The sequence below is a fragment of the Acinetobacter terrestris genome (assembly GCF_004331155.1).
Taxonomy (GTDB): Bacteria; Pseudomonadota; Gammaproteobacteria; order Pseudomonadales; family Moraxellaceae; genus Acinetobacter; species Acinetobacter terrestris.
The window spans coordinates 21,505-44,296 of the sequence record NZ_SJNZ01000016.1; the positions used below are offsets into that span (position 1 = coordinate 21,505).

At 40.3% G+C, this 22,792-nt stretch carries 19 protein-coding genes; 12 read left to right on the forward strand and 7 right to left on the reverse strand.

The annotated features are described in order from the left end of the window. Positions 1–116: 116 nt before the first annotated feature. Positions 117–521, forward strand: coding sequence for a nucleoside diphosphate kinase regulator (gene rnk / locus E0H81_RS10265; RefSeq protein WP_131318655.1), 405 nt, complete (start codon positions 117–119; stop codon positions 519–521). A gap of 145 nt (positions 522–666) precedes the next feature. Here rnk and slyD read toward each other — a convergent pair whose 3' ends face one another. From slyD to E0H81_RS10280, 3 genes are all read right to left on the reverse strand, one after another. Next, positions 667–1,149, reverse strand: a complete 483-nt coding sequence (gene slyD, locus E0H81_RS10270) for a peptidylprolyl isomerase (protein WP_131318657.1) — start codon at positions 1,147–1,149, stop codon at positions 667–669. Positions 1,150–1,284: 135 nt separating this feature from the next. Continuing rightward, complete coding sequence (locus E0H81_RS10275; protein WP_131318659.1) at positions 1,285–2,571, reverse strand: NAD(P)/FAD-dependent oxidoreductase; 1,287 nt, start codon at positions 2,569–2,571, stop codon at positions 1,285–1,287. A 122-nt stretch (positions 2,572–2,693) separates the two neighbouring features. Further along, complete coding sequence (locus E0H81_RS10280) at positions 2,694–4,004, reverse strand: D-alanyl-D-alanine carboxypeptidase PBP6B (protein ID WP_244926530.1); 1,311 nt, start codon at positions 4,002–4,004, stop codon at positions 2,694–2,696. Positions 4,005–4,183: 179 nt separating this feature from the next. Here E0H81_RS10280 and E0H81_RS10285 point away from each other — a divergent pair, with 179 nt between their 5' ends. From E0H81_RS10285 to E0H81_RS10295, 3 genes are all read left to right on the forward strand, one after another. Beyond that, a complete protein-coding gene (locus tag E0H81_RS10285) occupies positions 4,184–5,887 on the forward strand; it encodes a M61 family metallopeptidase (RefSeq protein WP_131318663.1) in 1,704 nt (567 codons plus the stop codon). Between the two features lie 63 nt (positions 5,888–5,950). Beyond that, positions 5,951–6,604, forward strand: a complete 654-nt coding sequence (locus E0H81_RS16225; protein WP_131318664.1) for a hypothetical protein — start codon at positions 5,951–5,953, stop codon at positions 6,602–6,604. A 768-nt stretch (positions 6,605–7,372) separates the two neighbouring features. Beyond that, positions 7,373–9,604, forward strand: a complete 2,232-nt coding sequence (locus E0H81_RS10295) for an NADP-dependent isocitrate dehydrogenase (protein ID WP_131318666.1) — start codon at positions 7,373–7,375, stop codon at positions 9,602–9,604. Between the two features lie 151 nt (positions 9,605–9,755). Here E0H81_RS10295 and E0H81_RS10300 read toward each other — a convergent pair whose 3' ends face one another. Next, a complete protein-coding gene (locus tag E0H81_RS10300; RefSeq protein WP_131318668.1) occupies positions 9,756–10,580 on the reverse strand; it encodes an rRNA large subunit pseudouridine synthase E in 825 nt (274 codons plus the stop codon). A 555-nt stretch (positions 10,581–11,135) separates the two neighbouring features. Between E0H81_RS10300 and E0H81_RS16230 the strand changes: the two genes are divergently transcribed. The 4 genes from E0H81_RS16230 (at position 11,136) to E0H81_RS10315 (ending at position 15,041) form a co-directional block, all read left to right on the forward strand. Continuing rightward, positions 11,136–11,276 (forward strand): hypothetical protein, encoded by a 141-nt coding sequence (locus E0H81_RS16230; RefSeq protein WP_235943487.1) that lies wholly within the window; start codon positions 11,136–11,138, stop codon positions 11,274–11,276. 536 nt (positions 11,277–11,812) lie between these two features. After that, positions 11,813–12,013, forward strand: a complete 201-nt coding sequence (locus E0H81_RS10305; RefSeq protein ID WP_131318670.1) for a hypothetical protein — start codon at positions 11,813–11,815, stop codon at positions 12,011–12,013. Positions 12,014–12,711: 698 nt separating this feature from the next. Beyond that, positions 12,712–13,965 (forward strand): NADP-dependent isocitrate dehydrogenase, encoded by a 1,254-nt coding sequence (gene icd / locus E0H81_RS10310; protein ID WP_131318672.1) that lies wholly within the window; start codon positions 12,712–12,714, stop codon positions 13,963–13,965. A 530-nt stretch (positions 13,966–14,495) separates the two neighbouring features. Next, positions 14,496–15,041 (forward strand): M23 family metallopeptidase, encoded by a 546-nt coding sequence (locus E0H81_RS10315; protein ID WP_131318674.1) that lies wholly within the window; start codon positions 14,496–14,498, stop codon positions 15,039–15,041. Between the two features lie 11 nt (positions 15,042–15,052). Here E0H81_RS10315 and E0H81_RS10320 read toward each other — a convergent pair whose 3' ends face one another. Further along, positions 15,053–16,234 carry a YbfB/YjiJ family MFS transporter gene (locus tag E0H81_RS10320; RefSeq protein WP_131318676.1) on the reverse strand — a complete coding sequence of 394 codons (1,182 nt, stop codon included), beginning with the start codon at positions 16,232–16,234 and terminating at the stop codon, positions 15,053–15,055. Positions 16,235–16,462: 228 nt separating this feature from the next. Between E0H81_RS10320 and E0H81_RS10325 the strand changes: the two genes are divergently transcribed. After that, positions 16,463–18,439 (forward strand): acyltransferase family protein, encoded by a 1,977-nt coding sequence (locus tag E0H81_RS10325; protein WP_131318678.1) that lies wholly within the window; start codon positions 16,463–16,465, stop codon positions 18,437–18,439. Between the two features lie 63 nt (positions 18,440–18,502). Here E0H81_RS10325 and E0H81_RS10330 read toward each other — a convergent pair whose 3' ends face one another. Beyond that, positions 18,503–19,933 (reverse strand): pyridoxal phosphate-dependent aminotransferase, encoded by a 1,431-nt coding sequence (locus tag E0H81_RS10330; protein WP_131318680.1) that lies wholly within the window; start codon positions 19,931–19,933, stop codon positions 18,503–18,505. Positions 19,934–20,162: 229 nt separating this feature from the next. On the opposite strand from E0H81_RS10330, the gene msrB reads away from it, so the two are divergent. The 3 genes from msrB (at position 20,163) to E0H81_RS10345 (ending at position 21,582) form a co-directional block, all read left to right on the forward strand. Then, complete coding sequence (msrB, locus tag E0H81_RS10335) at positions 20,163–20,582, forward strand: peptide-methionine (R)-S-oxide reductase MsrB (protein WP_131318682.1); 420 nt, start codon at positions 20,163–20,165, stop codon at positions 20,580–20,582. Then, on the forward strand, positions 20,579–21,061 hold the full coding sequence (locus E0H81_RS10340) for a glutathione peroxidase (protein WP_131318684.1): 483 nt from the start codon (positions 20,579–20,581) through the stop codon (positions 21,059–21,061). The genes msrB and E0H81_RS10340 overlap by 4 nt, the downstream gene beginning before the upstream one ends. A 167-nt stretch (positions 21,062–21,228) precedes the next feature. After that, positions 21,229–21,582, forward strand: coding sequence for an energy transducer TonB (locus E0H81_RS10345; protein ID WP_131318686.1), 354 nt, complete (start codon positions 21,229–21,231; stop codon positions 21,580–21,582). A gap of 40 nt (positions 21,583–21,622) precedes the next feature. Here E0H81_RS10345 and dapC read toward each other — a convergent pair whose 3' ends face one another. Continuing rightward, positions 21,623–22,792 (reverse strand): succinyldiaminopimelate transaminase, encoded by a 1,170-nt coding sequence (gene dapC, locus E0H81_RS10350; RefSeq protein WP_131318687.1) that lies wholly within the window; start codon positions 22,790–22,792, stop codon positions 21,623–21,625.

Here is a 22,792-nt window from a genome sequence, read left to right on the forward strand (position 1 = left end):
AAAAGTCATATTTTTCAAATATCATATTTCTGCTATAACAGAATAATACTCCATAAAAGATATAACTCATTTTGCTATTGCTGTAATGACATCTTTCTTTCAAAGGAATCAGGTAAATGGCTAAACCAACAATTATTATTTCACAACAAGATCTTCAGCGTTTAGAAACCATGCTTGATCATCAATCTAAACTGAGCCCAACCATGCAACATCTTGAAGATGAGCTTGCGCGTGCTGATGTTGTTGCTCCCCAAGACGTCCCTGAAAATGTAGTGACCATGAATGCGCGTGTGCGTATTGTTATTGCGCCAGCTCGCGAATCTACGGATATTACCCTGGTTTATCCACATGATTTTCGCGGTGAAAAAGGACAAGTCAATGTACTTGCACCGGTAGGCGCAGCAATTTTGGGCTTGGCAGAAGGGCAGGAAATTGAATGGCCACAGCCTGATGGTCATTTAATGAAAGTGAAGATTGAAAAAGTGTTGTATCAGCCAGAACGTGCCGGCGATTATCTATAGTCTTTAAATGATAAAAATGCTGCGTATATGAGACGCAGCATTTTTATTGAACTTTACTGAACAACAAATATTGTTTAAACGAATAGTCTTGAAGCCATAAAAAAGGCAAAGTAAAAACTTTGCCTTTTTTTGATCTGTACCGATCTTAGTGGTGGTGACCACCAGCGCCGTGTACATGACCGTGTTCTAATTCTTCAGCAGAAGCTTCACGAATTTCAATGATTTCAACTTCAAAAGTTAAATCTTGACCAGCAAGCGGGAAGTTTGCATCAACAACAATGTTGTCGCCTTCAACAGCTTTAACAGTCACGATTTGAACGCCGTCATCAGTTTGAGCTTGGAACTGCATGCCCGCTTGGATGTTATCTACACCTTGGAACATTTGAGCAGGAACTTCTTGTACTAGTTCTGGGTTGTATTCGCCATAACCTTCAGCAGCAGGAACGTTTACTGTGAATTTTTCACCAACAGTTTTGCCTTCCAAAGCATTTTCTAAACCAGGGATGATGTTACCTGCACCGTGCAAATATGCAAGTGGTTCACCTTGTGATTGGTCGAGAGTTTCGCCTTCTGCGTTAGTCAACGTGTAGTGGAAAGAAACCACGAGGTCATTTGCAATAGCAGTCATGTTATTGATCCATTCAATTTTTAAAGGAGACATCATAAAGTGAAAAGCAGATTTTGTAGATGATATTTATCAAAAAATTGCATTTTCTACGTTTTTAATGACATTTGGTTAATAATAGGGACGCTTTTTAAAATTTCAATGCAATTTTATCTTTGGACCTGTTTTTCTTGTGACAAAATCCTTAGCGGTCAAAAGGCCGGCATGGGGGTAGCCATGAATAGCGGCTTGATGCAGTCGATATAAAGAGATATACATCGATTTCGCAATAAAACCTTGCACATTGACTTGTCCGAGTAATTCGCCGACGGCTTTATTGTGGCTTAATGACACCAGTGAGCCTTTGTCGGAAAATTTGAACATTGGCTGTGGTTTGCCTTGAATCCGGGCTTTCATGGCATCCACCAGAAAACTGGCTTGCTGGCTAGCCACTTGAGCGCGCGGGCCGAGTACAGCTTCGTCAGCAGCGGGCTGGCAATGGGCACAGTCGCCAAAAGCAAAAACGTTCGGATCGGATAGGGTTTGCAGTGTTGCATACACTTTGAGGCGCTGAATATTGTCTTTTTCAAAGCCGGTTAATTGTTCTAGCACCGCAGGCGCTTTAATTCCTGCCGCCCAGACTTTCAGTTCTGCCTCAATTGATGTTCCATCAGCAAAATAGACTTTGTCCTGATCGACTTTTGCAACCCGATGTTTGGTCAGTACCTTAATTCCAAATTGCTCTAATTGATGGCTGGTATGTTTGGCGATCGTCTCGGAAAGCGCTGGCAAGACACGGTCGGCAGCTTCAATCACGGTAATATTGACATTTTTCGGGTCAATTTTATTTAAGCCATATTTAAAGAATGTCTGTTTGGCTTGATACAGCTCAGCTGCAAGTTCGATCCCGGTTGCGCCTGCACCAATAATCGCGATATTCAAGGCACGCGTAGTTTCATGGTTTTGTGCTTCTAAATATAAATGCAGTAAATCTTGCTGAAACACATCGGCCTGTTTTCGGCTGTCGAGGAAATGACAGTGCTGTTTCACGCCTTCGGTATTAAAGTCATTCGATGTCGAACCCACGGCAATAATCAGCGTGTCATAATCCAGACGAATATTTTTTTGAATCTGATCGGGTCTAGATAACTGCGCTGCTTCAAGCGTGATTTGTTTGGCTGTCTGATCAATTTCAGTAAAGTTGCCTAAGACAAACTCATAATGATGTTTGGAGGCATGGGCGAAATAATTGGTTTCTTCAGTATGTGGATTAAGTGTACCCGCAGCAATTTCATGTAAAAGCGGTTTCCAGATATGGGTGAGTTTCTGGTCAACCAAGGTGATTTTTGCTTTATTGCTTTTACCTAAGGTATTGCCCAGTTGGGTGGCCAGTTCCAAACCGCCTGCGCCACCACCCACAATTACAATTTTATGTAGATTACTCATTTTTGACCTATTTGTTATTTTAAAGACGAAAAAAAGAAGATGGCATCAATATGCCATCTTCAATTCATTGCTTTTGTTTAGATTGTTATACAGCTTACATAAAATAAAGAAATGTCACGCAATTAGCCTAGAGGATAAGTTTTAACTTCGACTTCATCACTGGAAAAAAAAGTGAAAAGCTGTTTAAACCAAATCGCAATTTTCTGGAAGAAATTGGCTTCTTCAATTTGCACGTCATTTTCAATGTCAATGGTTCGAATCAGCTGGTTATTTTGATAAACCTGCACGGTCGCCAGCTGCATGACTTTAGCTAATGGGGCAGTCAGGAATTTTTCTTTGATTTCGACATTTAGGTGGGTTTTGGTTTCTTGTAATGGGTTAATCACCTGAATGGTTCCATTGCCTGTATTCAGCATAATGCGCTGGTTCACGGTGTCATAGGTTTGCAGATCAATCGCATAAGGCTGGTCATATAAAGAAGTCGTCACAATCTGCGGTTTGCTGGTTTCCAGTTTGAACATTTTTAACGTCGATTTAATCACCGGTAATTCAGCAATCAGCTGCTTGTCTTTAATCGCAACTTCATTGCGGGTATAGGTATAAGCCATGTTCAGCAGGGTGTGGGCAACTTCAGCACGTTTTAAAGCATTTTTTGTGCCCATGACCACCACAATCAGACGGCGTTCCGGCAGTGCCGGATTACCGGTAGAGCGGTGCGCTGTGAGTGCCAGGTTATAGCCGGCAGCTTTGGTAAAGCCAGTTTTTAAACCATCCACACTTGGGTCAAATTTAAGCGCCAGATTGGTTGCACGGTGAAAACGCTGGTTATAACTGAAACTTGGCATCACTGAATAATGCAAGTATTCAGGGGTCTGTAATGCAAGTGCCTGACCCAGAAGAGCCATGTCATGTGCTGAGGAAAAATGATCTGGCATGGTAATACCAGGCGCATTAGCAAAATGTGTATCATTCATTTCCAAGGCTTTTGCCTCTTTATTCATGCGTTCAACGAAAGCTGGAACATTACCTGAAATACGTTCAGCTAAAGTCACGGCCGCATCATTGGCTGACATTACGATCAAACCTGCCAGAAGCTGATCAACGGAAATCTGTTCACCTTCTTTTAAGTACATCTGTGATTCATCCCACTGCACCATTTTTACCACGGGGGTTGCAGTAATGATTTCATCCTTTTTTAAACGACCCGCTTCAATTTCTTTGAGTGCTATATAAGCCACCATCATTTTGGTCATGGATGCGGGTGCACGTTGCACGTGGCTATTGTGCTCGGCAATGACTTGTCCGGATTGGGTATCCAGAATGGTCCAGGCCGGCGCTTCAACGCTTTCCGGAACAAGGTTCAGTAATGCGGCATTGACTATCGTGGAGCACAATAAACTAAGAGATGCGAGGAGGTAGATGACAGCTTTCAATGATGTTCCTTTATTTGCCAATCCATTGACTTTAAAAACGCAAAAAATATTGGGCATGCTATGCCTTTTTTTTAACTATGGCTAGTCGGAATTGTAGACAATTGCGACAGTTCGCATTGCTTTACAAAAAAATGCTAAGCTAATTGCCAAGATACCTTTTTTATTTTGTATTGCCCATTATGTTGCATTATCAAATCGAATTTGACGATTATCGTCAGCATTTAGTTCACGTGACAGTTCGCTTTTTAGCAGACCCTACCCAAGTGTTATCACTACCGACCTGGATTCCGGGAAGTTATTTGATTCGCGAATTTTCAAAACATATTGAAGCGGTCAAAGCCTATGATGAAGATGGCCGCATTCTACAGATTCAAAAATTTGAAAAGAATAAATGGCGTTTATTTAATACCGATCATGAACTGATTACGGTTGAATATGATGTTTATGCCTATGACCTGTCTGTTCGCGGTGCATATGTGGATCAAACCCGTTTATACGTGAATCCAGCCTGTACCTGTCTGGGACTGGAAGGTCAGGAAGATAAAGCCATCGAGGTTGAAGTGTTCTTACCGCCAGAATTGAAACATTTTCAGTTGGCTACAGGTTTGGAACATAAAAGCCTGGTGAAAGGTCGTCATACTTTAAAAGCCAAAAACTATGCACAGCTGATTGATTCGCCATTTGAACTGGCAGAGCAAACCCGTTTTAGTTTTGAAGCCAATGGTATTCCTCATGAGTTTGTGGTTTCGGGCAAACATGCCATGAATGCACAACGTATGCAGCAGGACATTGAAAAAATCTGCAGCACAGAAATTTCAATGTTTGGTTCAGCGCCATTTGAAAACTATACCTTTATGACCATGGCAACCGGCAATAGTTATGGTGGTTTGGAACATCCAAATAGCACCAGCCTGATTACGCCACGTGATGACCTGCCAAAAGCGGATGAGCCAGAAGAACCATCGAAAGACTATCAGCGTTTCTTGGGTTTATGCAGTCATGAATATTTCCACTCTTGGCTGGTGAAATTTATTCGTCCTGAAAACTTTGTCAATTACGATTTGAACAGGGAAGGCTATACCTCACTGCTTTGGATCTTTGAAGGCTTTACTTCTTATTACGATGACCTGATTTTGCTGCGTAGCGGTGTGATCAATCAGGAATCGTATATTGCTTTATTAAAAGCACAGATTGACCGTTACCTGCAAAACCCGGGGCATGCGATTCAAACCGTGGCGGAATCAAGTTTTGATGCATGGGTGAAATTCTACCGTCAGGATGAGAACTCGAATAATGCAGGTACAAGCTATTACAACAAAGGTTGTCTGGTGGCGTTGTGTCTGGATTTAGGATTGCGTCTTAAAGGTTCAAGCCTCGATGCGTTAATGCGTAAGCTGTATGAAAATGCACAAAACGGCATTCAGGTGAATGAACGCACCGTTTTTGATTTGTGTCAGGAATTGACGGGTCAAAGCTGGCTTGAGCAAATTAATCATTTGATTAACACCACAGACGAATTGCCACTGGATCAGTTGTTCCCTGAATTTGGTCTAAGTTTTGAATTGAAAAATGAAAAAGCTTTGCCATTCGGGCTAAAAGTTGCAGATAAACCTGAAGGTGTGGTGATTCAGCAGGTTCGTCGTGACAGTGCAGCAGCGAAAGCCGGTCTTTCTGCCAATGATGTGATTATTGCCATTGATGGCTTAAAGGCGTCTGAAAAACTTCTTGAGAAATATTCAAAACAAGAAGGTACTTTCACTGTGTATGCATTCCGCCGTGATGAGTTCATTCAGTTTGAAGTTCAAGGCGGGGCAATTGATTTGACTACTGTTGAATTGAAAGTTGAAGATCAGGCAAAAGCAGAGAAGTGGTTGAAGGCTTAATTTGCTAGTTTTATTAAAGTTATGTAAAACCGATGCTTAGGCGTCGGTTTTTTATTAGAAAATATGAATCAGAAAAGTTTAAATTGGGGAATAGGAATTACAGTCGTTTGGTTGGCTGTGATTGTTGCCTTTTGGATTTTTGGAGGGTTGGAATCACCATCATCGTTAAATGAATTGGGTGATTTTCTGGCAGGAATATTTGCACCTGTGGCTTTCTTTTGGTTGATCTTGGGTTATGTCCAACAAGGGAAGCAGAATAATTTAAATAGTGAAGCTATAAAATTTCAAATGGAAGCAATGAACAATGCTATAAAACCTATATTACAAATTCTTCAAACTAAATACTTGTCGAAAAACGAATATACCAAAGAGCTTTCAACACCAAAGATAGAATTGATACCTGCTGCACATATCCATTTTGTATTAAAAAATATAGGGTGGAAAGCTGTAAATATAAGATTCGTGGATAAAGATGATCAGGCAGAGATATACAGATGCAATACTTCAATTTTGGATACAGATAAAGAAATTGAGTTGAAATTTGAACTAAAGGAACACGAATTCAGAAGTCTTCAATATAGTGGAGATGTCTGTATACCTTTAAAATTAATCTTTACGAATGTATATGGGGTTAAATATATTCATTATCATGATTTTAATCTTTCTAAACGTGCAATGGATAGTGTGAGTGTTGATGTCATGTCTTTTTTAAACTAAAGCTCACTTATGCAGGCTTTATTTTTAGAACGAATAATTAACCCCCGACCACGTCCCCGATGCGCTTTAGTATTTGGACGTGTCGTGCCATTTACTTTTGATTGAGTTGGTTAGGTTTGGGTAAGCAATACATTTTTAATGTTAATCAATTTAACTCCTCCCATTTCTCACCTTACCGAGCTTTAAGGACAACATTTATATCTTGAATTCTCCCACAATGTCCCGCTGGCGATTATCGCTCGAAAATCCTTAAAGTTTAGTAAAACTTAAGTGAGGAGTGTCTAGCTCCTAATGATAACTTTTTCGACTTATTCGGACAAAATTTGTATCGTATTCCTTTATGAATGATTTATTTGCATGATACCCAACATGTTTTAAGTAATTGGGTTGTAAAACAGTAAATCGAACAGTTTAAATTTTAATCACCAAGACAAAGTGTAAAATAATTAAGTATTTGATAAGTATAATTTATATCTTGTTTTGGTTCTAAATTGTCGAACATGCAATTAGGTGTGCAAATGTAGTCGCAAAGACTGGCTAAGGCTGCTCATATTCGAAAAAAGTCGAAATTTCAAGTAGAATAGAAACATTGGTGAACAACACCGATATATACGAATTTTCAGCCAAGAAGCAATATGAAAAGATATTGTTGTTTAGCTGAGGTGTAATGAGCACCGATACTTTCGATGTTTTATTTAAGCAAACCGGTTCGCAGAGCTGGGCCAAAAGCTCGGTTCTCAAAACTCAATCCAACGCAAGGGGCTATATATGGCTGGTGGAAAGTCAACTATCATTTACACTCTGACTGACGAGGCGCCATTGTTGGCGACTTATTCGCTGCTGCCGATCATTGAGACCTTTACTAAGCCGGCCGGCATCGAGATTGTCAAAAGTGACATCTCTGTAGCCGTTCGCGTGCTCGCAGAATTTTCAGACTGCCTAAATGAAGAGCAGAAAGTTCCCGATATCCTCGCGGAGCTAGGTCATCTTACACAAGATCCAGATACCAACATTATCAAACTTCCAAATATCAGTGCCTCTGTTGGTCAGCTAACAGCGTGTATTAAAGAACTTCAGTCGAAAGGCTATGCAATCCCGGATTATCCGGAAAACCCAACCACTGAAGAAGAAAAGTCAATCAAGGTTCGTTATGGCAAGTGCTTAGGCTCTGCTGTAAACCCAGTATTACGTGAAGGTAACTCTGACCGTCGTGCGCCTGCTGCAGTGAAAAACTACGTTAAGAAGCACCCGCATTCAATGAGCGAGTGGAAACAGTGGTCACAAACTCACGTTTCGCACATGAATGAAGGTGACTTCTACCACGGCGAAAAGTCAATGACACTTGACCGCGCGCGTGACGTGAAGATGGAATTGATCACAAAAAGTGGCGAAACCATTGTTCTTAAACCAAAAGTAGCATTGAAAGATGGCGAAATCATCGACTCAATGTTCATGAGCAAAAAAGCACTTTGCGACTTCTACGAGAAAGAACTTGAAGACTGTCGTGAAGCAGGCATTTTGTTCTCTTTACACGTTAAAGCAACCATGATGAAAGTTTCACACCCGATCGTATTCGGTCACTGTGTGAAAATTTATTATAAAGACGCATTTGAGAAGCATGGCAAGTTATTTGATGAGTTAGGTGTCAACATCAATAACGGTATGGCGAGTCTTTACGAGAAACTGGAAACTTTACCAACGTCTGTACGTGAAGAAATCATTGCTGATTTACATGCATGTCAAGAACACCGTCCAGCGCTTGCGATGGTTGATTCTGCAAAAGGCATCACTAACTTCCATTCACCAAACGACGTGATTGTAGATGCTTCTATGCCTGCAATGATTCGTGGTGGCGGTAAAATGTGGGGTGCTGACGGCAAACCTTACGACTGTAAAGCTGTAATGCCTGAATCGACTTTCGCACGTATCTACCAAGAAATGATTAATTTCTGTAAGTGGAATGGCAACTTCGATCCAAAAACGATGGGTACTGTACCTAACGTTGGCTTGATGGCGCAAAAAGCGGAAGAATACGGTTCACACGATAAAACTTTCGAAATTCCTGAAGCGGGTATTGCCAACATCACTGATCTTGAAACGGGTGAAGTGTTGATGTCGCAAAACGTTGAGCAAGGTGATATCTGGCGTATGTGTCAGGTGAAAGACGCTCCAATCCGTGACTGGGTGAAACTTGCGGTAACTCGCGCGCGTAACTCTGGCATGCCTGCGATCTTCTGGCTTGACCCGTACCGTCCACACGAAAACGAATTGATCAAGAAAGTTGAAAAATACTTGAAAGATCACGACACGACTGGTCTTGATATCCAGATCATGTCACAAGTCCGTGCAATGCGTTACACACTTGAACGTGTTGCTCGTGGCCTAGATACCATCTCTGTAACAGGTAACATCCTACGTGACTACCTGACTGACTTGTTCCCAATCATGGAATTGGGTACTTCAGCGAAAATGCTTTCGATCGTGCCGTTAATGGCGGGTGGTGGCATGTACGAAACAGGTGCAGGCGGTTCTGCTCCTAAACACGTACAGCAGTTGGTTGAAGAAAACCACTTACGTTGGGATTCACTGGGTGAGTTCATGGCGCTTGCTATTTCTCTAGAAGAAATGGGCATCAAAGAAGACAATGCTGCTGCGAAGTTATTGGCTAAGACATTAGACCAAGCGACTGGCAAATTGCTCGACAATGACAAGTCACCATCACGTCGTACTGGCGAGATTGATAACCGTGGCAGCCACTTCTACTTAGCGAAATACTGGGCTGAAGCATTGGCTCAGCAAGACGAAAATGCTGAGCTTAAAGCGAAGTTCGCTCCGCTTGCTAAAGCATTGGCTGAAAACGAAGACAAGATCGTTGCTGAACTTGCTTCCGTTCAAGGTAAAGCTGCTGATATCGGTGGTTATTACGCCCTTGATCAAGAGAAAGTAAATGCTGTGATGCGTCCAAGTGCGACGTTGAATACAGTGCTTGCTGCTGTTTAAGCTTAATTTAATGCAAAGCCGGCGACTTAGCCGGTAATGCAAAGAAAAGCCGGTGCATATGCACCGGCTTTTTTTCGTCCCTAACGTCTAGGACACGAACATTCCTTTTAATAAGCAAACCTTTAAATCAGGAACTTATTTAAACTAAATCTTAACGACCGTTACTACGTCCACGACTACGCGGTGCTTTAGTATTCGGGCGTGTCGTACCATTGGTTTTACGACGTGGCTTATCCGCATCATCCATTTGCCAAATACGCGTTGTACCACCGCTAGCTCTTTTCTTGCCTTTGAATGGCGCTTCGCCTTTTTCTTCACGTGCTTTATCTTTAGCCACAGAAAAATGCTGTTTCTTGGTCGGAGTCTTTTTCGCAAAAGAACGACCTTCATACGGCTTCTCTGCAGGAACGTCTTTAAAGTCTGGGTAAAGTAAAGGTTCGATCTCGACTTGCTCACCAGGCTGTAAGCCAAGTTTTACAATACTAATGGTACCAATTTGAGTACGAATCAAACGTAAGGTTGGAAAACCGACTGCAGAAGTCATACGGCGAACCTGACGGTTACGACCTTCACAAATTTGAATTTCTACCCATGAAGTTGGAACACTAGCACGGAAACGTACAGGTGGGGTACGTTCCCATAACCAATCTGGCTCATCAATTTTTTTTGCTTGAGCCGGCAGGGTGATGCCATCTTTAAGCTCAACGCCTTTACGAAGTTGCTCTAAAGCTTCTTCGGTAATGTCACCATCGACCTGTACCACATAAGTTTTAAACTTTTTGCTGGCAGGGTTGGTAATGAACTGGTTCAAACCACCATGATCGGTTAAAAACATCAAGCCTTCTGAGTCTAGATCAAGACGACCTGCGATACGAAGATCAGGGTCTTGAGTAAAATCAGCCATGGTTTGATGTTTCTCATCGGCACGGAACTGGGAGAGAACGTCATAAGGTTTATTAAGAATAACTATTTTCACTGTAACCTACTAAAAAGACTAAATATATTCTGTTGTGGTTTTCAAGTTACCCGTTTAGTTACCCGCTTTGGGAGGTGTGGGGTAAAAAGTGGTAAAGAAAAGCCCACTATGTGTGGGCTATCATATCAGATTATGTTTTGTGTTCTTCAACTTTATTCTTGACCTCTGATGAATACTGGAGACCATTTTTTCCGAAAGTTGAATAGCCTGCTTAGTATTTCCAGAGATCCTTATGCTATAGAATTTTTCTTTTACCATTGCTAGTCACTGCATAAACGCTTTCGCTAGAATTTTATGATCAATTCCCACTTAGGAAATCTCCTTTAAATTTTGGCAATCAGATGCGACTTCACTCCCGGCACAGGTTGCTCATTGTGGCTTCTGAAATCCAAAAGACTGCGATAAATAACATTCGTGCATTCAAGAATGAAGCTTTAATTTTGTATATAGTGATTTACATATCGTACAAAAAATAATCAAAAGTGGTTTGGAAAGCTACAAATTTGAATGATAGTTTAATATTCATATATTTATTTTAATAATGTGAGGTGAGTAATGAAAATGTTGGCCTTATTGAGTGCAGGTATAGTAGCGAGCTATTGTTATAAAACCGTGAAGACTCACCAGCAGAATTCGTTAAAATCTAATTTTGATGAAATTATAAAACAATCTTTACTCAGAGATTTCATGGCTTAAGCAAAATTAAATTTAATCGAACTGTTATATAAATTATTTAATTAAGGAACTTGCTTATTAATTTGCAATAGATCTTGTTAAGTGTTTAAAATTTGGACAAGTTGTTAAAAAATATAACTTAATTGGAACATTTGGAAACAGAGCAGTTGTATAAAACCTACTTATTTAAGAGGTTCTCAATGATATCTTTCTTTTATTCCAATAACTTGAAAACAAAAATTAGAAAATTGTGAATTAAAAAGCCTACTTAAGTTGAGAGAGTTAAGTAGGCTTTTTATTAATTTTAAAATTGAATTTTAATATAATATTTTCCACCTAAATCTATCCAACTTCCTAGATGTTTTTTACTTAAATTTTTAGAACCTAAGTCACCTGTAGTGGGTACATCTAAATAAATACCAGTATCTGGACTGTTTTTACTGCTTGCCAATTTATTCTAAAGTGCGAGTTACATAAATGATCATTCTTAACTATTGAATAACGCGGTCAAGTGTTTAACCATAATACTTTCTTGGTTAAATAAGTGATGGATCGCGATGATAGATGATGAAAAGCCCTTGGATTTCGATGATGATGAAGAGCCTCTAGATCTTGAGGATGAAGAATTTATCGATGATAAGAAAGAGGATGAGATGTACAACACGATTACCAAAGACGGTTCAAGTGTTGATCCTGCTGATGATGAGGGACATCCTAATCGCCCTGAAGAGGGCGAACTCATCGAAGATGAAGAGTAAATCAATGGTGTAGAACATAAGCCCAATTCAATATTGGGCTTTTTATTGTCTGTGAAATGGAGGTAATAAAAATCTTATATAGCAGCAGTTTTAGGCTTACCACCGTAGAGATTAACAACAAAAAATGCCCATATAAATGCGTTGTACCGTATAAGGCTTATAGCATTGAAATTCCTGTATCTTCGGATAATAGTATTGAGGTGATAATAGTATTGAGGTTTTGGATTGCTTCAGTATTAACCTGACTGGACTGTGGTAGAAAATGATCCAGCAATTTTGACTGATGGCGGCTAGATTTATATCAACATCGCTAAAATCTACCTTGCTTTATCTACATTATTTTGAAGATCGCCGTTTTACATCCAATGCGAATAGATTGAAAAAGATTAGAAATGATTAGAATTATGGTCATATACAGTTATAGTTTATGTTGAGTAGATAAAGGTAGATTGCTAAAGAATTAAAACTTAAGAATAATTAAAAATGATGATTTTTATAGAAAAGGATGACTTTGAGAATGATCAATACTGGAGCGTTAAGTTTCATTTTGTGCAGAAATGGCATTATTTTCCCTATAAATCTCGGAACCATGTAAATTCGATTAAAGTAATCTGTGTGAAGATAAGTTGAAAGTATTGCATATTGGCAATTATTTTATAGATTCGCCAGAGAGAATAACAATAGGGAGAACAAGTACAATGGGTTATCAGAAGATCATAGTACCTGTGGATGGTAGCAAAATTACCGTAAAGGCAGACTTGTCACTGAACGTTCCTAACAATCCCATCATTCCCTTCATTGAAGGCGATGGTATTGGTGTGGATATTACACCGGCAATGAAAGCAGTGGTTGATGCTGCAGTTCTAAAAGCTTACGGTGGCAAACGCTCAATCGAATGGATGGAAGTTTATTGCGGCGAAAAAGCGGAAAAAATCTATGGTACTTACATGCCGGAAGAAACATTTGAAGCACTGCGTGAATTTGTTGTTTCTATTAAAGGTCCATTAACAACACCAGTTGGCGGTGGAATCCGTTCTCTCAATGTCGCTTTACGTCAAGAATTGGACCTGTATGTCTGTGTTCGTCCAGTGCGCTGGTTCGAAGGTGTGCCTTCTCCAGTTCAACATCCTGAACTGACTGATATGGTGATCTTCCGTGAAAACTCTGAAGATATCTATGCCGGAATCGAGTGGAAAGCGGATTCACCCGAAGCTAAAAAAGTCATCAAATTTCTAAAAGAAGAAATGGGTGTGACTAAAATCCGTTTCGAAGAAAACTGCGGGATTGGGATTAAGCCGGTATCGAAAGAAGGCACGCAACGTCTGGTTCGTAAGGCAATTCAATTCGCGATTGACAACCACAAGCCTAGCGTGACTCTCGTGCACAAAGGCAACATCATGAAGTATACCGAAGGTGCGTTCAAGGAATGGGGCTATGAAGTCGCGCTTGAACGTTTTGGTGGTGAGCTGCTTGATGGTGGCCCATGGGTACGCATCAAGAATCCTAAAAATGGCAAAGACATTATCATTAAAGATGTGATTGCTGATGCGTTCTTGCAACAAATCCTGATGCGTCCTTCCGAATATTCAGTCATCGCGACGCTGAACCTGAACGGTGACTACATTTCTGATGCACTTGCAGCTGAAGTGGGTGGTATTGGGATTGCTCCGGGTGCAAACATCGGTGGTGCAATCCAGATGTACGAAGCCACTCACGGAACTGCACCTAAATATGCAGGCCAAGACAAAGTAAACCCGGGTTCAATTATCCTGTCTGCTGAAATGATGCTTCGTGACATGGGCTGGACTGAAGCGGCCGACTTGATTATCAAAGGGGTGTCTGGTGCGATTGCGGCAAAAACGGTTACCTATGACTTCGAGCGTTTAATGCCTGACGCAACTTTGTTACGTTGTTCGGAATTTGGTCAAGCAGTTATTGAAAATATGGAATAAGTCTGGAACTTAAACCTTGTATTAGAAAATCCTGTCACTCGTTTCGTAATGCCAGTCAGTTAAGAAGTTGGCTGGCATTTTCTATTTTGAAGTCATCATGTTTTTGATACGCGGAACATCATTCGCAACTATTTGAGGCATGAGGTGCATTGCACCGCAAGATTAAAAGTTACTGTTTCTGCGCTGAATTTCCTACTCGGTGGTAGTGGACGAGTTTTGCGATGAAAAGACTTTAAATAAATTATTTAAAGTCTTTGTAAGATGCTTTTCTTGCGAAGCTTCGCTTCTCATTTGGCCAAACAAAGAACTGTCGAACTCAAAATATTTGATTTTTAAAAAATAAGACTCTGCTGTGAATAATCCAAAAGCTAAGAAGTTTATGGTCAACCCCCTTAACTGATCAGCATTAGCCACTCTTTGCAGGTTTTTTATATTTACAGAAATCATATTTCATTCAATAGAACTAAAAATTTAAGATGAAATGGATTAAATTATTTTAATTTTTGAAATTAATGCATCAGCATCAAAAAATGTTCACAAAGATTTTCTGCTTCAGTTTAATGATTGCATTTATGCTGCTTTCAGGTTGTCAGCCGCCGCCATCTGGTGAAGCAGTAGGCATGCGTTATCCCATTTTATATATGCAATTACAAAAAATGGAGTTACCTGCACAACTTGCAATGCCGGTTGAAAATATTAAACCTCGCCAGATTAATGACACCTGGGGGGCCGCGCGTAGCGAAGGGCGTCAGCATGAAGGGATTGATATTTTTGCCAAGCGAGGAACACCGGTACTCAGTGCCACACAAGGAATTGTCTCTCGGGTTGGCACGAATAATTTAGGCGGGAAAGTTGTTTGGGTGACAGGCCCAAATTTAAGCCGGCATTATTATGCACATTTAGATGATTATGCTGAGCAGATTCAAGAAGGCGACTGGATTGAAGTCGGTGAGGTCATTGGTTATGTGGGAAATACCGGCAATGCTAAAAATACCCCGCCACATTTGCACTATGGCATCTATTTAAATGGGCAAGGGGCAATCAATCCTTATCCATATTTAGTGCCATCTTCTTGAAAAGTGATCGCTTAATTGATCTGTTCAATGGTTTTGTATTGACCTGAACGGGTATGCCAAACCAATTGTAACGTTCCCAATAATAAAACCAGAGCGGCCAGAGTAAACTGTTGCTGGTAGGTCACCCCGAAATGTTGCAGTGTGCTAAAACTTAAGCCACCAATCAACTGTACCGAGGCAAAACACAGCGTGGCAATACTCCAGAGTTTTTTATAAGCCAGGCCATAGAGCTGTAAAATAGTATAAGACGTTAAAAAAACCACGGCCGGATTGAGCATTCCTGTAAGGAAAGAGGAAGTAAAAGTCAGAAAAGGGCTTAGCTTTAAAACTGCAATAAAAATGGCCAGAATATAGAGGCTGTAAAGCATTTTCAGTGCACTGAAATTTCCAAATCTTTTAACCAGTAGATAAGCTGAAAAAGCCCCAAGCGCACTGCCTAAGCCATAGAGTATCCAGTTAAGATTAATCCAAAATAGATTTAGGCCCAGCTCATGGCCGAGATAGTCAATCCAGAATAATGAATGGGGAATATAGGCAAATGCGCTGCAAGCGTACACAATCAGCAAACTATAAAACAGGTTATTAAGTGTTACTTTGGTTGGACTTTGGGCCGATTGTGCAGACAAATGATGCTTAAATTGTTGCAGTAAAATACTTAAGCAAATACAAATAATAAGCGCGAATCCACATAAAATCAGCCAGGCTGTCTGTATCGAAATCCGGTCTAGATAAGGCAAGAAAAGCGTAGCCAATAAAACCCCAAGCCCAATACCGCTAAACCCAATAAAATTGATTTTAAAACGGTCCTGAATGTCGCAGCATTGTGCAACCACGCTAGGTGACAAGATCATCAATAATCCGCCACTTATTCCCGAAATCACACGCCAGAAAATGTACCAAACCTGAGGGAAATCTGCAAAAGCACAGCACATTAAACTGAACATACCTGCGATGGCGGCAATCTGAATGTATAGGGTCATAATTTTAGTTTGCGGGAGTTTCATGGCCCAAAATGCACCCATCAGATAGCCGAGTAAATTGGCACTGCCCAAAAGACTGGCAAAACCCACTGACCAGTCAAATGCTTCACGTGTACTGGGCAACAGCGCAGTATATGAAAAACGCAAAATGCCAATTCCCAAGCACATGCTTAAGCATAAAAAAATACTGAGCTTGATATTATTTGAGGACATCCATATTCCTGCAGTTATTTATTGTTGATTCAACACCATAAAACATAAGTGCCGAACAATAAATAGGATCAGAAGGAATAAGCATTTTAAAAATAGGCAGATAGGAATTATTAAGCAACATTAAGCCTACTTTTATAGAACTGTGTTACATGCACTACTTTATTTGGAAAATTGAATTTTTTCATTAAAGGCATACAATGCCGCTAATTAATTGTATTTCTCACCACTATGAATCTCCCATATCGCGCTGATATTGATGGCTTAAGAGCTATTGCTGTCTTGTTGGTGATTTTTAACCATATCGGATTATCTTTCTTTTCTGGAGGATATATTGGTGTTGATGTCTTTTTTGTAATTTCAGGTTATTTAATTACCCTCATTTTAACCCATGAGATCCAATCCAAACGATTTTCTATCGCACGCTTTTACAAGAAACGTGTGGTACGTCTAGCACCTGCTTATTTTACCGTGCTCAGTGTCGTCAGTATCATTGCATGGCAAGTCATGCTACCGGGTGAGTTGACCCAATATTTTGACAGCGTCATGTATGCCACCTTGCTCATGGCGAATATCTATATGCGCAATGAAGTGGGAGATTACTTTAGCCAAAGTGCTGAAGGTATACCATTATTGCATCTATGGTCGCTGGGGGTAGAAGAACAATTCTATATTTTCTGGCCTTTATTGTTATTGCTGTTTGTTGGAAAGGTGTCACGTAAATATACTTGGGCTGTAATCACCACATTAATTGTCATTTTACTGTTTTATGCCCAGCACAAGTTGACGCAAAATGCAGAGAAGGCTTATTACAGTATGCCGGTACGTGCTTTTGAGTTGCTGATTGGTGCGTTGATTGGCTTTCTGCCACAGCTCAAACTGCCGAAAAAACTGCTACAAAGCCTGGTTTGGGTCAGTTTAATTATCTTGTTTGCGACAGCCGTGTATTTTGACAAACAGACGCCGTTTCCTGGCGCAATGGCGCTTATACCGTGTCTGGCGACAGCACTGATTATTTATCTGGGCCAATGTTCACCGTCAAGCAATGTTTTACTGAGCAATCGTTTAAGTACTTGGATTGGAAGAATTTCTTATCCCTTATATTTATGGCACTGGCCGATTATCGTGTTATTCGGCATTTATATGCAGCCATTAAATGCTGAAAATCAGGTGGTGATTGTACTATTGTCCATCATGCTGGCATTTTTAACCTATCAACTGATTGAAAAACCGAGCAAACGTTTTGTGATGGCAGCGAATTACAAAGTGATTATTATCGGTTTTCTGGTGCCAGCCATAATTTTTATTGCCATTGCCCAGACCATCAATATAAATAAAGGTTTTCCGGACAGATTCCCGCAGTCTGTTTATATCAAGCAACAGGCGCTTAATTCATATGCGCATGTGATCCGAAATAAATGTATGGATATTGCGGACCCGAAAGCTTTACCAGACCCAGATGATTGTGTATTGGGTGATGCTAAACCCAACATCGATTTTTTATTGATCGGTGATTCTCATGCCAACGCTTATACCGCGATGCTGGATGTATGGGCTAAAGATGCGAATTTACGCGGCTATGACAGCACGCAAAGTTCAACGTTCTATTTACCGGGCGTACAGCGCTCCGAGTCTAATTTTAATCGCTGGGAAGAACTGAGTAAATTTCAATTACGCAATGATGCGATTACTGCTCATCTTGCCAAAACCCATTATCCAGTGATTATCTTGGCGGGTTCATATGTGCCGTATTTTGGTCATGAGGTGAAACTAGAAGATGGTATTCATCATTCAAATGAGGAGATATTCAGGACTGGTTTTATGAAAGCCCTGGAAATTGCCTATCAGTCCAGTGATCAAGTCATTTTACTCAATGATGTGCCGCGACTGGATCAAGAGAAAGTGCCAGCAGATTGTAATCTGCGTAATGAAATTCTAAATACGCATGCTCAATGTACTGTTTCTCGAAAAAATTATGAGCAACAGTTGCAACAATTTAATCGAATTGTGGCAGACGCAAAACTGAAATATCCTGACTTGAAAATTATTGACCCAACGAAAGCCATTTGTAATCAGCAGGTGTGTAAAATTATGATCAACAATGTGCCTTTATATCGCAATAAAGACAGCAATCATATTAATGATCAGGGTTCTAGGCAATTAGGCATTGAATATTTAAAACAGTATGGCAATCCGCTTAAAGATTAACAAAGGCTAACAGAAGGCATAAAAAAACCGCGTTATAAAACGCGGTTTTTTTGAAACTATGACTTAGCGCATTTTTGCCAGGAAGCGACCTAAACGGGTAATCGCTTCACGTAATTCATTTTCAGCTGGCAAGAATACCACTCGGAAATGATCTGGAGTTGGCCAGTTAAATCCCGTACCTTGAACCAGCAATACTTTTTCAGCACGCAACAAGTCGAGCATAAATTTTTCGTCATCCTGAATTGGATATACTTCTGGATCTAATTTAGGAAAACAGTACATCGCACCTTCAGGTTTTACACAAGATACACCTGGAATTTCGTTCAACATTTCCCAAGCGATATTGCGTTGTTCATATAAACGACCACCCGGACGAATCAGGTCATTAATCGACTGATAACCACCTAACGCGGTTTGAATCGCATATTGCGCTTGATGGTTGGCACATAGACGCATTGATGCCAACATGTCTAAACCTTCAATGTAGTCCATTGCGCGTGATTTATCACCGGTAATGGCCATCCAGCCTGAACGGTAACCCGCAATACGGTAGGCTTTAGACAAGCCATTGAATGAAACGCATAAATGGTCACCCGCTAATGCAGCGACAGAAACGTGCTCGATCCCATCGTAAATAATTTTGTCGTAAATTTCGTCAGCAAATAAAATCAGGTCATATTTTTTCGCTAAAGCAACAATTTGTTCAAGCACATGACGTGGATAAACCGAACCAGTTGGGTTGTTTGGATTGATAATCACGATACCACGGGTATTTGGCGTGATTTTGCTTTCCATATCCGCAATGTCTGGATACCAGTAGTTTTCTTCATCACATTTATAGTGAATCGCTGTACCACCAGACAAGTTTACCGCAGCTGTCCATAATGGATAATCTGGCATTGGAACCAGCATTTCATCGCCATCATCCAGCAAGCCTTGCATTGCCATGACAATCAGTTCAGACACGCCATTACCGATATACACATCATTGACCTGCATATTCAAAATGCCTTTTTGCTGGTAATACTGACAAATCGCTTTACGCGCAGGGAAAATCCCTTTCGAGTCTGTATAACCCACAGCATTGGGTAAGTTTAAAGCCACATCATTAATAATTTCTTGTGGCGCTTCAAAGCCGAATGAGGCGGGATTACCGATATTAAGTTTAATAATTTTGTGACCGGCTTCTTCCATTTCGTTGGCCGCTCGTAACACAGGTCCGCGAATGTCGTAGCATACATGCTCGAGTTTAGACGATTTTTTAATTTCGCGAGGGGTTTGGAAAGTGTTCGGCATTTTAATGTTCTCGGAAGGAGTGGAGGTCACTTTTGCATAACGATATAAATAACTTTTAAATGTCTCAGTTGTTACTAAATCAAGATTGTATTCATCCCGAAGTAAAGCAACAATTTTTTCGTGCGTAAATCCTGCCTGTTGATACTGTTTAATCACAGGAAGCAAATTTTTAAAAATAACGCTCTTTTTTTGCGACATTTTTTAATCCTGAGCAAGCTTATGACAAAGAGTAACACTAAATTTGCTCACAAAAAAGCATTTCTTAAGTAAGTTGCTCACTCTGTTTTTTAAAATTTGCTTACTTTTTGCTTTTTGTGGGGATTATAGGTCTTTTGTAAAATGTTAATGAAAGACTAGAAATTTAAATATGAATGACGTAAATATAAGATTATTTTATTTTAAATAGCAAGAAAGAAGGTGCGTAGCCATGGGAAAACTCAATAAAACAGACCGAGAATGGCAAAGAGAGTTATCACCAAATGAATTTCGCATTACGCGACAAAAGGGGACAGAACCAGCATTTACAGGAAAATACTGGAACACAAAACAAGATGGTACTTATGTCTGTCGTTGTTGTGGCGAGCCGTTATTTAGCTCAGAGACAAAATATGATAGTGGTTGTGGTTGGCCAAGCTTCTATAAAGCCTTAAATAATTCTGCAATTGAAGAACATCAGGATACAACGCATGGTATGGTAAGAACTGAAATTGTTTGTCATCATTGTGACGCACATTTAGGCCATATTTTTGAAGATGGTCCACAGCCAACAGGATTGCGCTATTGCGTAAATTCGGCTTCATTAGAATTAAAAACACAAGAAAAAAATGACGAGGAAACCTATCCATGACCAACATTTATCAGTTTGAGGCTGAGTTGTTAGATGGAAAAAATAAATCATTTGCTGATTATGAAGGCAAAGTTTTATTGATTGTAAATACTGCCAGTAAATGCGGTTTTACCCCCCAGTTTGCAGGTCTTGAAAAATTGTATGAGAAATACAAAGATCAAGGCTTGGAGGTTTTGGGATTTCCCTGTAATCAGTTTGGCGGACAAGATCCTGGATCCAATGATCAAATCGGGGCTTACTGCCAAAAAAATTATGGCGTAACCTTTCCGATGTTTTCAAAGGTTGATGTTAAGGGTCCAGAAGCGCACATTTTATTCCGTTATTTGACCAATAACAGCAAAGGAATTCTAGGTAATGGGATCAAATGGAATTTCACCAAATTCCTGATTGGTAAAGATGGCAAAGTGGTAAACCGTTTTGCACCCACCACCAAACCTGAAGACCTGGAAAGTGAAGTGCAAGCTGCTTTAGCCAAGTAATTTTTTTGAGCTGGAAAAATATATAGGGCGATCCATGGATCGCCCTTAATTCATTTATATTGTGTAGTCAAATGTCAAAAAAGCGATTTTCCCCCAGTTTAACTGCGCTAGTATTGGCTTGTGAGCCAAGCCCAGTATTTGCAAATGATTAAAAAATTGATGCATTGTTGCAAAGCTTAACTACGCCACAAAAAAACTATGTGCCCTCAGCATTGGATTATAAGATTGATCCAAAACTGCTGAATAAAAGTTATGAGGTTAACTGGTTAATTCCGCCAAAATTTAATTTCACGGCAACAGAATTAAAGGCTGCTCAATCACCGGTAAAAGTGAAAATGACCGTGATAGCCAGTAGCGGGATAATTGCCAAAGTTGAAATATTAAAAAGTACAGGCTCAAAAGGATTAGATGCTAAAGTGATTGATGCAGTAATGCGGGCAAAACTTGAATCTATCCCAATGGTTGACCGGAATATCACTTACACTTTAATTCATGAGCTTGAAATAAATAAACCACTGTGAAAACAGTGGATTATTGTGAATCAGATTATTACTTAATAGATTAGAGAATGGCTTTCAGACGCTGAATTGCTTCTTCACACTGCGCAATATCTGCCACCAAGGCTAAACGTACATGGTTTTTACCCGGATTGCCTTGTTCGGTATCACGCGACAGGTAACGTCCAGGAAGCACTTTAATATGCGCTTTTTCCATCAGAATTTTGGCAAATGCTTCGTCATTGTCGACTTTCAACCAGTAATAAAAACCTGCATCCGGTTTTTTGAGTGGCAATAACTGACCCAGCTCTTTTTGGAACAGATCAAACTTGGCACGATAAAGTTTACGGTTATCTTCCACATGTGCTTCATCGTCCCAAGCGGCAATTGATGCCAGCTGATGTTGCACCGGCATCGCTGCACCGTGGTAAGTACGATATTGCAAATAGGGCTTAAGTAAGGCTGCATCGCCAGCGACAAAGCCTGAACGCATACCCGGCAAGTTTGAGCGCTTAGAAAGTGAATGGAACACAACACAATTTTTATAGTCATCGCGTCCAATTTCAGCACAGACTTCTAGTAAGCCCACGGGTGCTTCATCAAACCAGAGTTCTGAATAACATTCATCCGACGCAATGACAAAGTCGTATTTGTCTGAAAGTTCAATCAATTTCTTGAACTGTTGTTTAGACAATACTGCACCAGTTGGATTGCCTGGTGTGCAGACAAAGAGTAATGCTGTTTTTTTCCAGACTTCAGCAGGAACGGCATCAAAATCACCGAGGTAATTATTTTCTTCAGTACAGTTAATGAAATACGGTTTTGCACCGGCAAGCAAAGTTGCACCTTCATAAATTTGATAAAACGGATTTGGCATCACCACATACGGCGCATCTTCACGGTTCACCAAAGCCTGAACAAAAGAGAAGATCGCTTCACGTGTTCCTGAAACCGGAAGAACATTGCTTTCAGCACTCATACTGTTCAGCTTGAAACGACGTGTCAGCCAGTTGGCAATGCTTTGGCGCAGTTCAGGTAAACCTTTGCTATTTGGATAAGTCGATAAATGCTTGAAGTTGTCAATAATTGCCTGTTTTACAAACTCTGGCGCAGGATGCTTCGGTTCACCAATCGATAATGGAATGAGTGGTAAATCTGCAGGTTGAATATCCTGAAAAAGTTTATTTAACTTTTCAAAAGGATAGGGGTGCAATAATGACAAACTTGAGTTCAT

Coding starts and splice junctions, on each gene's coding strand:
- dapC (WP_131318687.1), bottom strand. CDS start 22,792: ATGAACTCAAGTTTGTCATTATTGCACCCCTATCCTTTTGAAAAGTTA.
- msrB (WP_131318682.1), top strand. CDS start 20,163: ATGGGAAAACTCAATAAAACAGACCGAGAATGGCAAAGAGAGTTATCA.
- E0H81_RS10325 (WP_131318678.1), top strand. CDS start 16,463: ATGAATCTCCCATATCGCGCTGATATTGATGGCTTAAGAGCTATTGCT.
- E0H81_RS10330 (WP_131318680.1), bottom strand. CDS start 19,933: ATGTCGCAAAAAAAGAGCGTTATTTTTAAAAATTTGCTTCCTGTGATT.
- icd (WP_131318672.1), top strand. CDS start 12,712: ATGGGTTATCAGAAGATCATAGTACCTGTGGATGGTAGCAAAATTACC.
- E0H81_RS10340 (WP_131318684.1), top strand. CDS start 20,579: ATGACCAACATTTATCAGTTTGAGGCTGAGTTGTTAGATGGAAAAAAT.
- slyD (WP_131318657.1), bottom strand. CDS start 1,149: ATGACTGCTATTGCAAATGACCTCGTGGTTTCTTTCCACTACACGTTG.
- E0H81_RS10285 (WP_131318663.1), top strand. CDS start 4,184: ATGTTGCATTATCAAATCGAATTTGACGATTATCGTCAGCATTTAGTT.
- E0H81_RS10295 (WP_131318666.1), top strand. CDS start 7,373: ATGGCTGGTGGAAAGTCAACTATCATTTACACTCTGACTGACGAGGCG.
- E0H81_RS16230 (WP_235943487.1), top strand. CDS start 11,136: ATGAAAATGTTGGCCTTATTGAGTGCAGGTATAGTAGCGAGCTATTGT.
- E0H81_RS10315 (WP_131318674.1), top strand. CDS start 14,496: ATGTTCACAAAGATTTTCTGCTTCAGTTTAATGATTGCATTTATGCTG.
- E0H81_RS16225 (WP_131318664.1), top strand. CDS start 5,951: ATGAATCAGAAAAGTTTAAATTGGGGAATAGGAATTACAGTCGTTTGG.
- rnk (WP_131318655.1), top strand. CDS start 117: ATGGCTAAACCAACAATTATTATTTCACAACAAGATCTTCAGCGTTTA.
- E0H81_RS10320 (WP_131318676.1), bottom strand. CDS start 16,234: ATGTCCTCAAATAATATCAAGCTCAGTATTTTTTTATGCTTAAGCATG.
- E0H81_RS10305 (WP_131318670.1), top strand. CDS start 11,813: ATGATAGATGATGAAAAGCCCTTGGATTTCGATGATGATGAAGAGCCT.
- E0H81_RS10275 (WP_131318659.1), bottom strand. CDS start 2,571: ATGAGTAATCTACATAAAATTGTAATTGTGGGTGGTGGCGCAGGCGGT.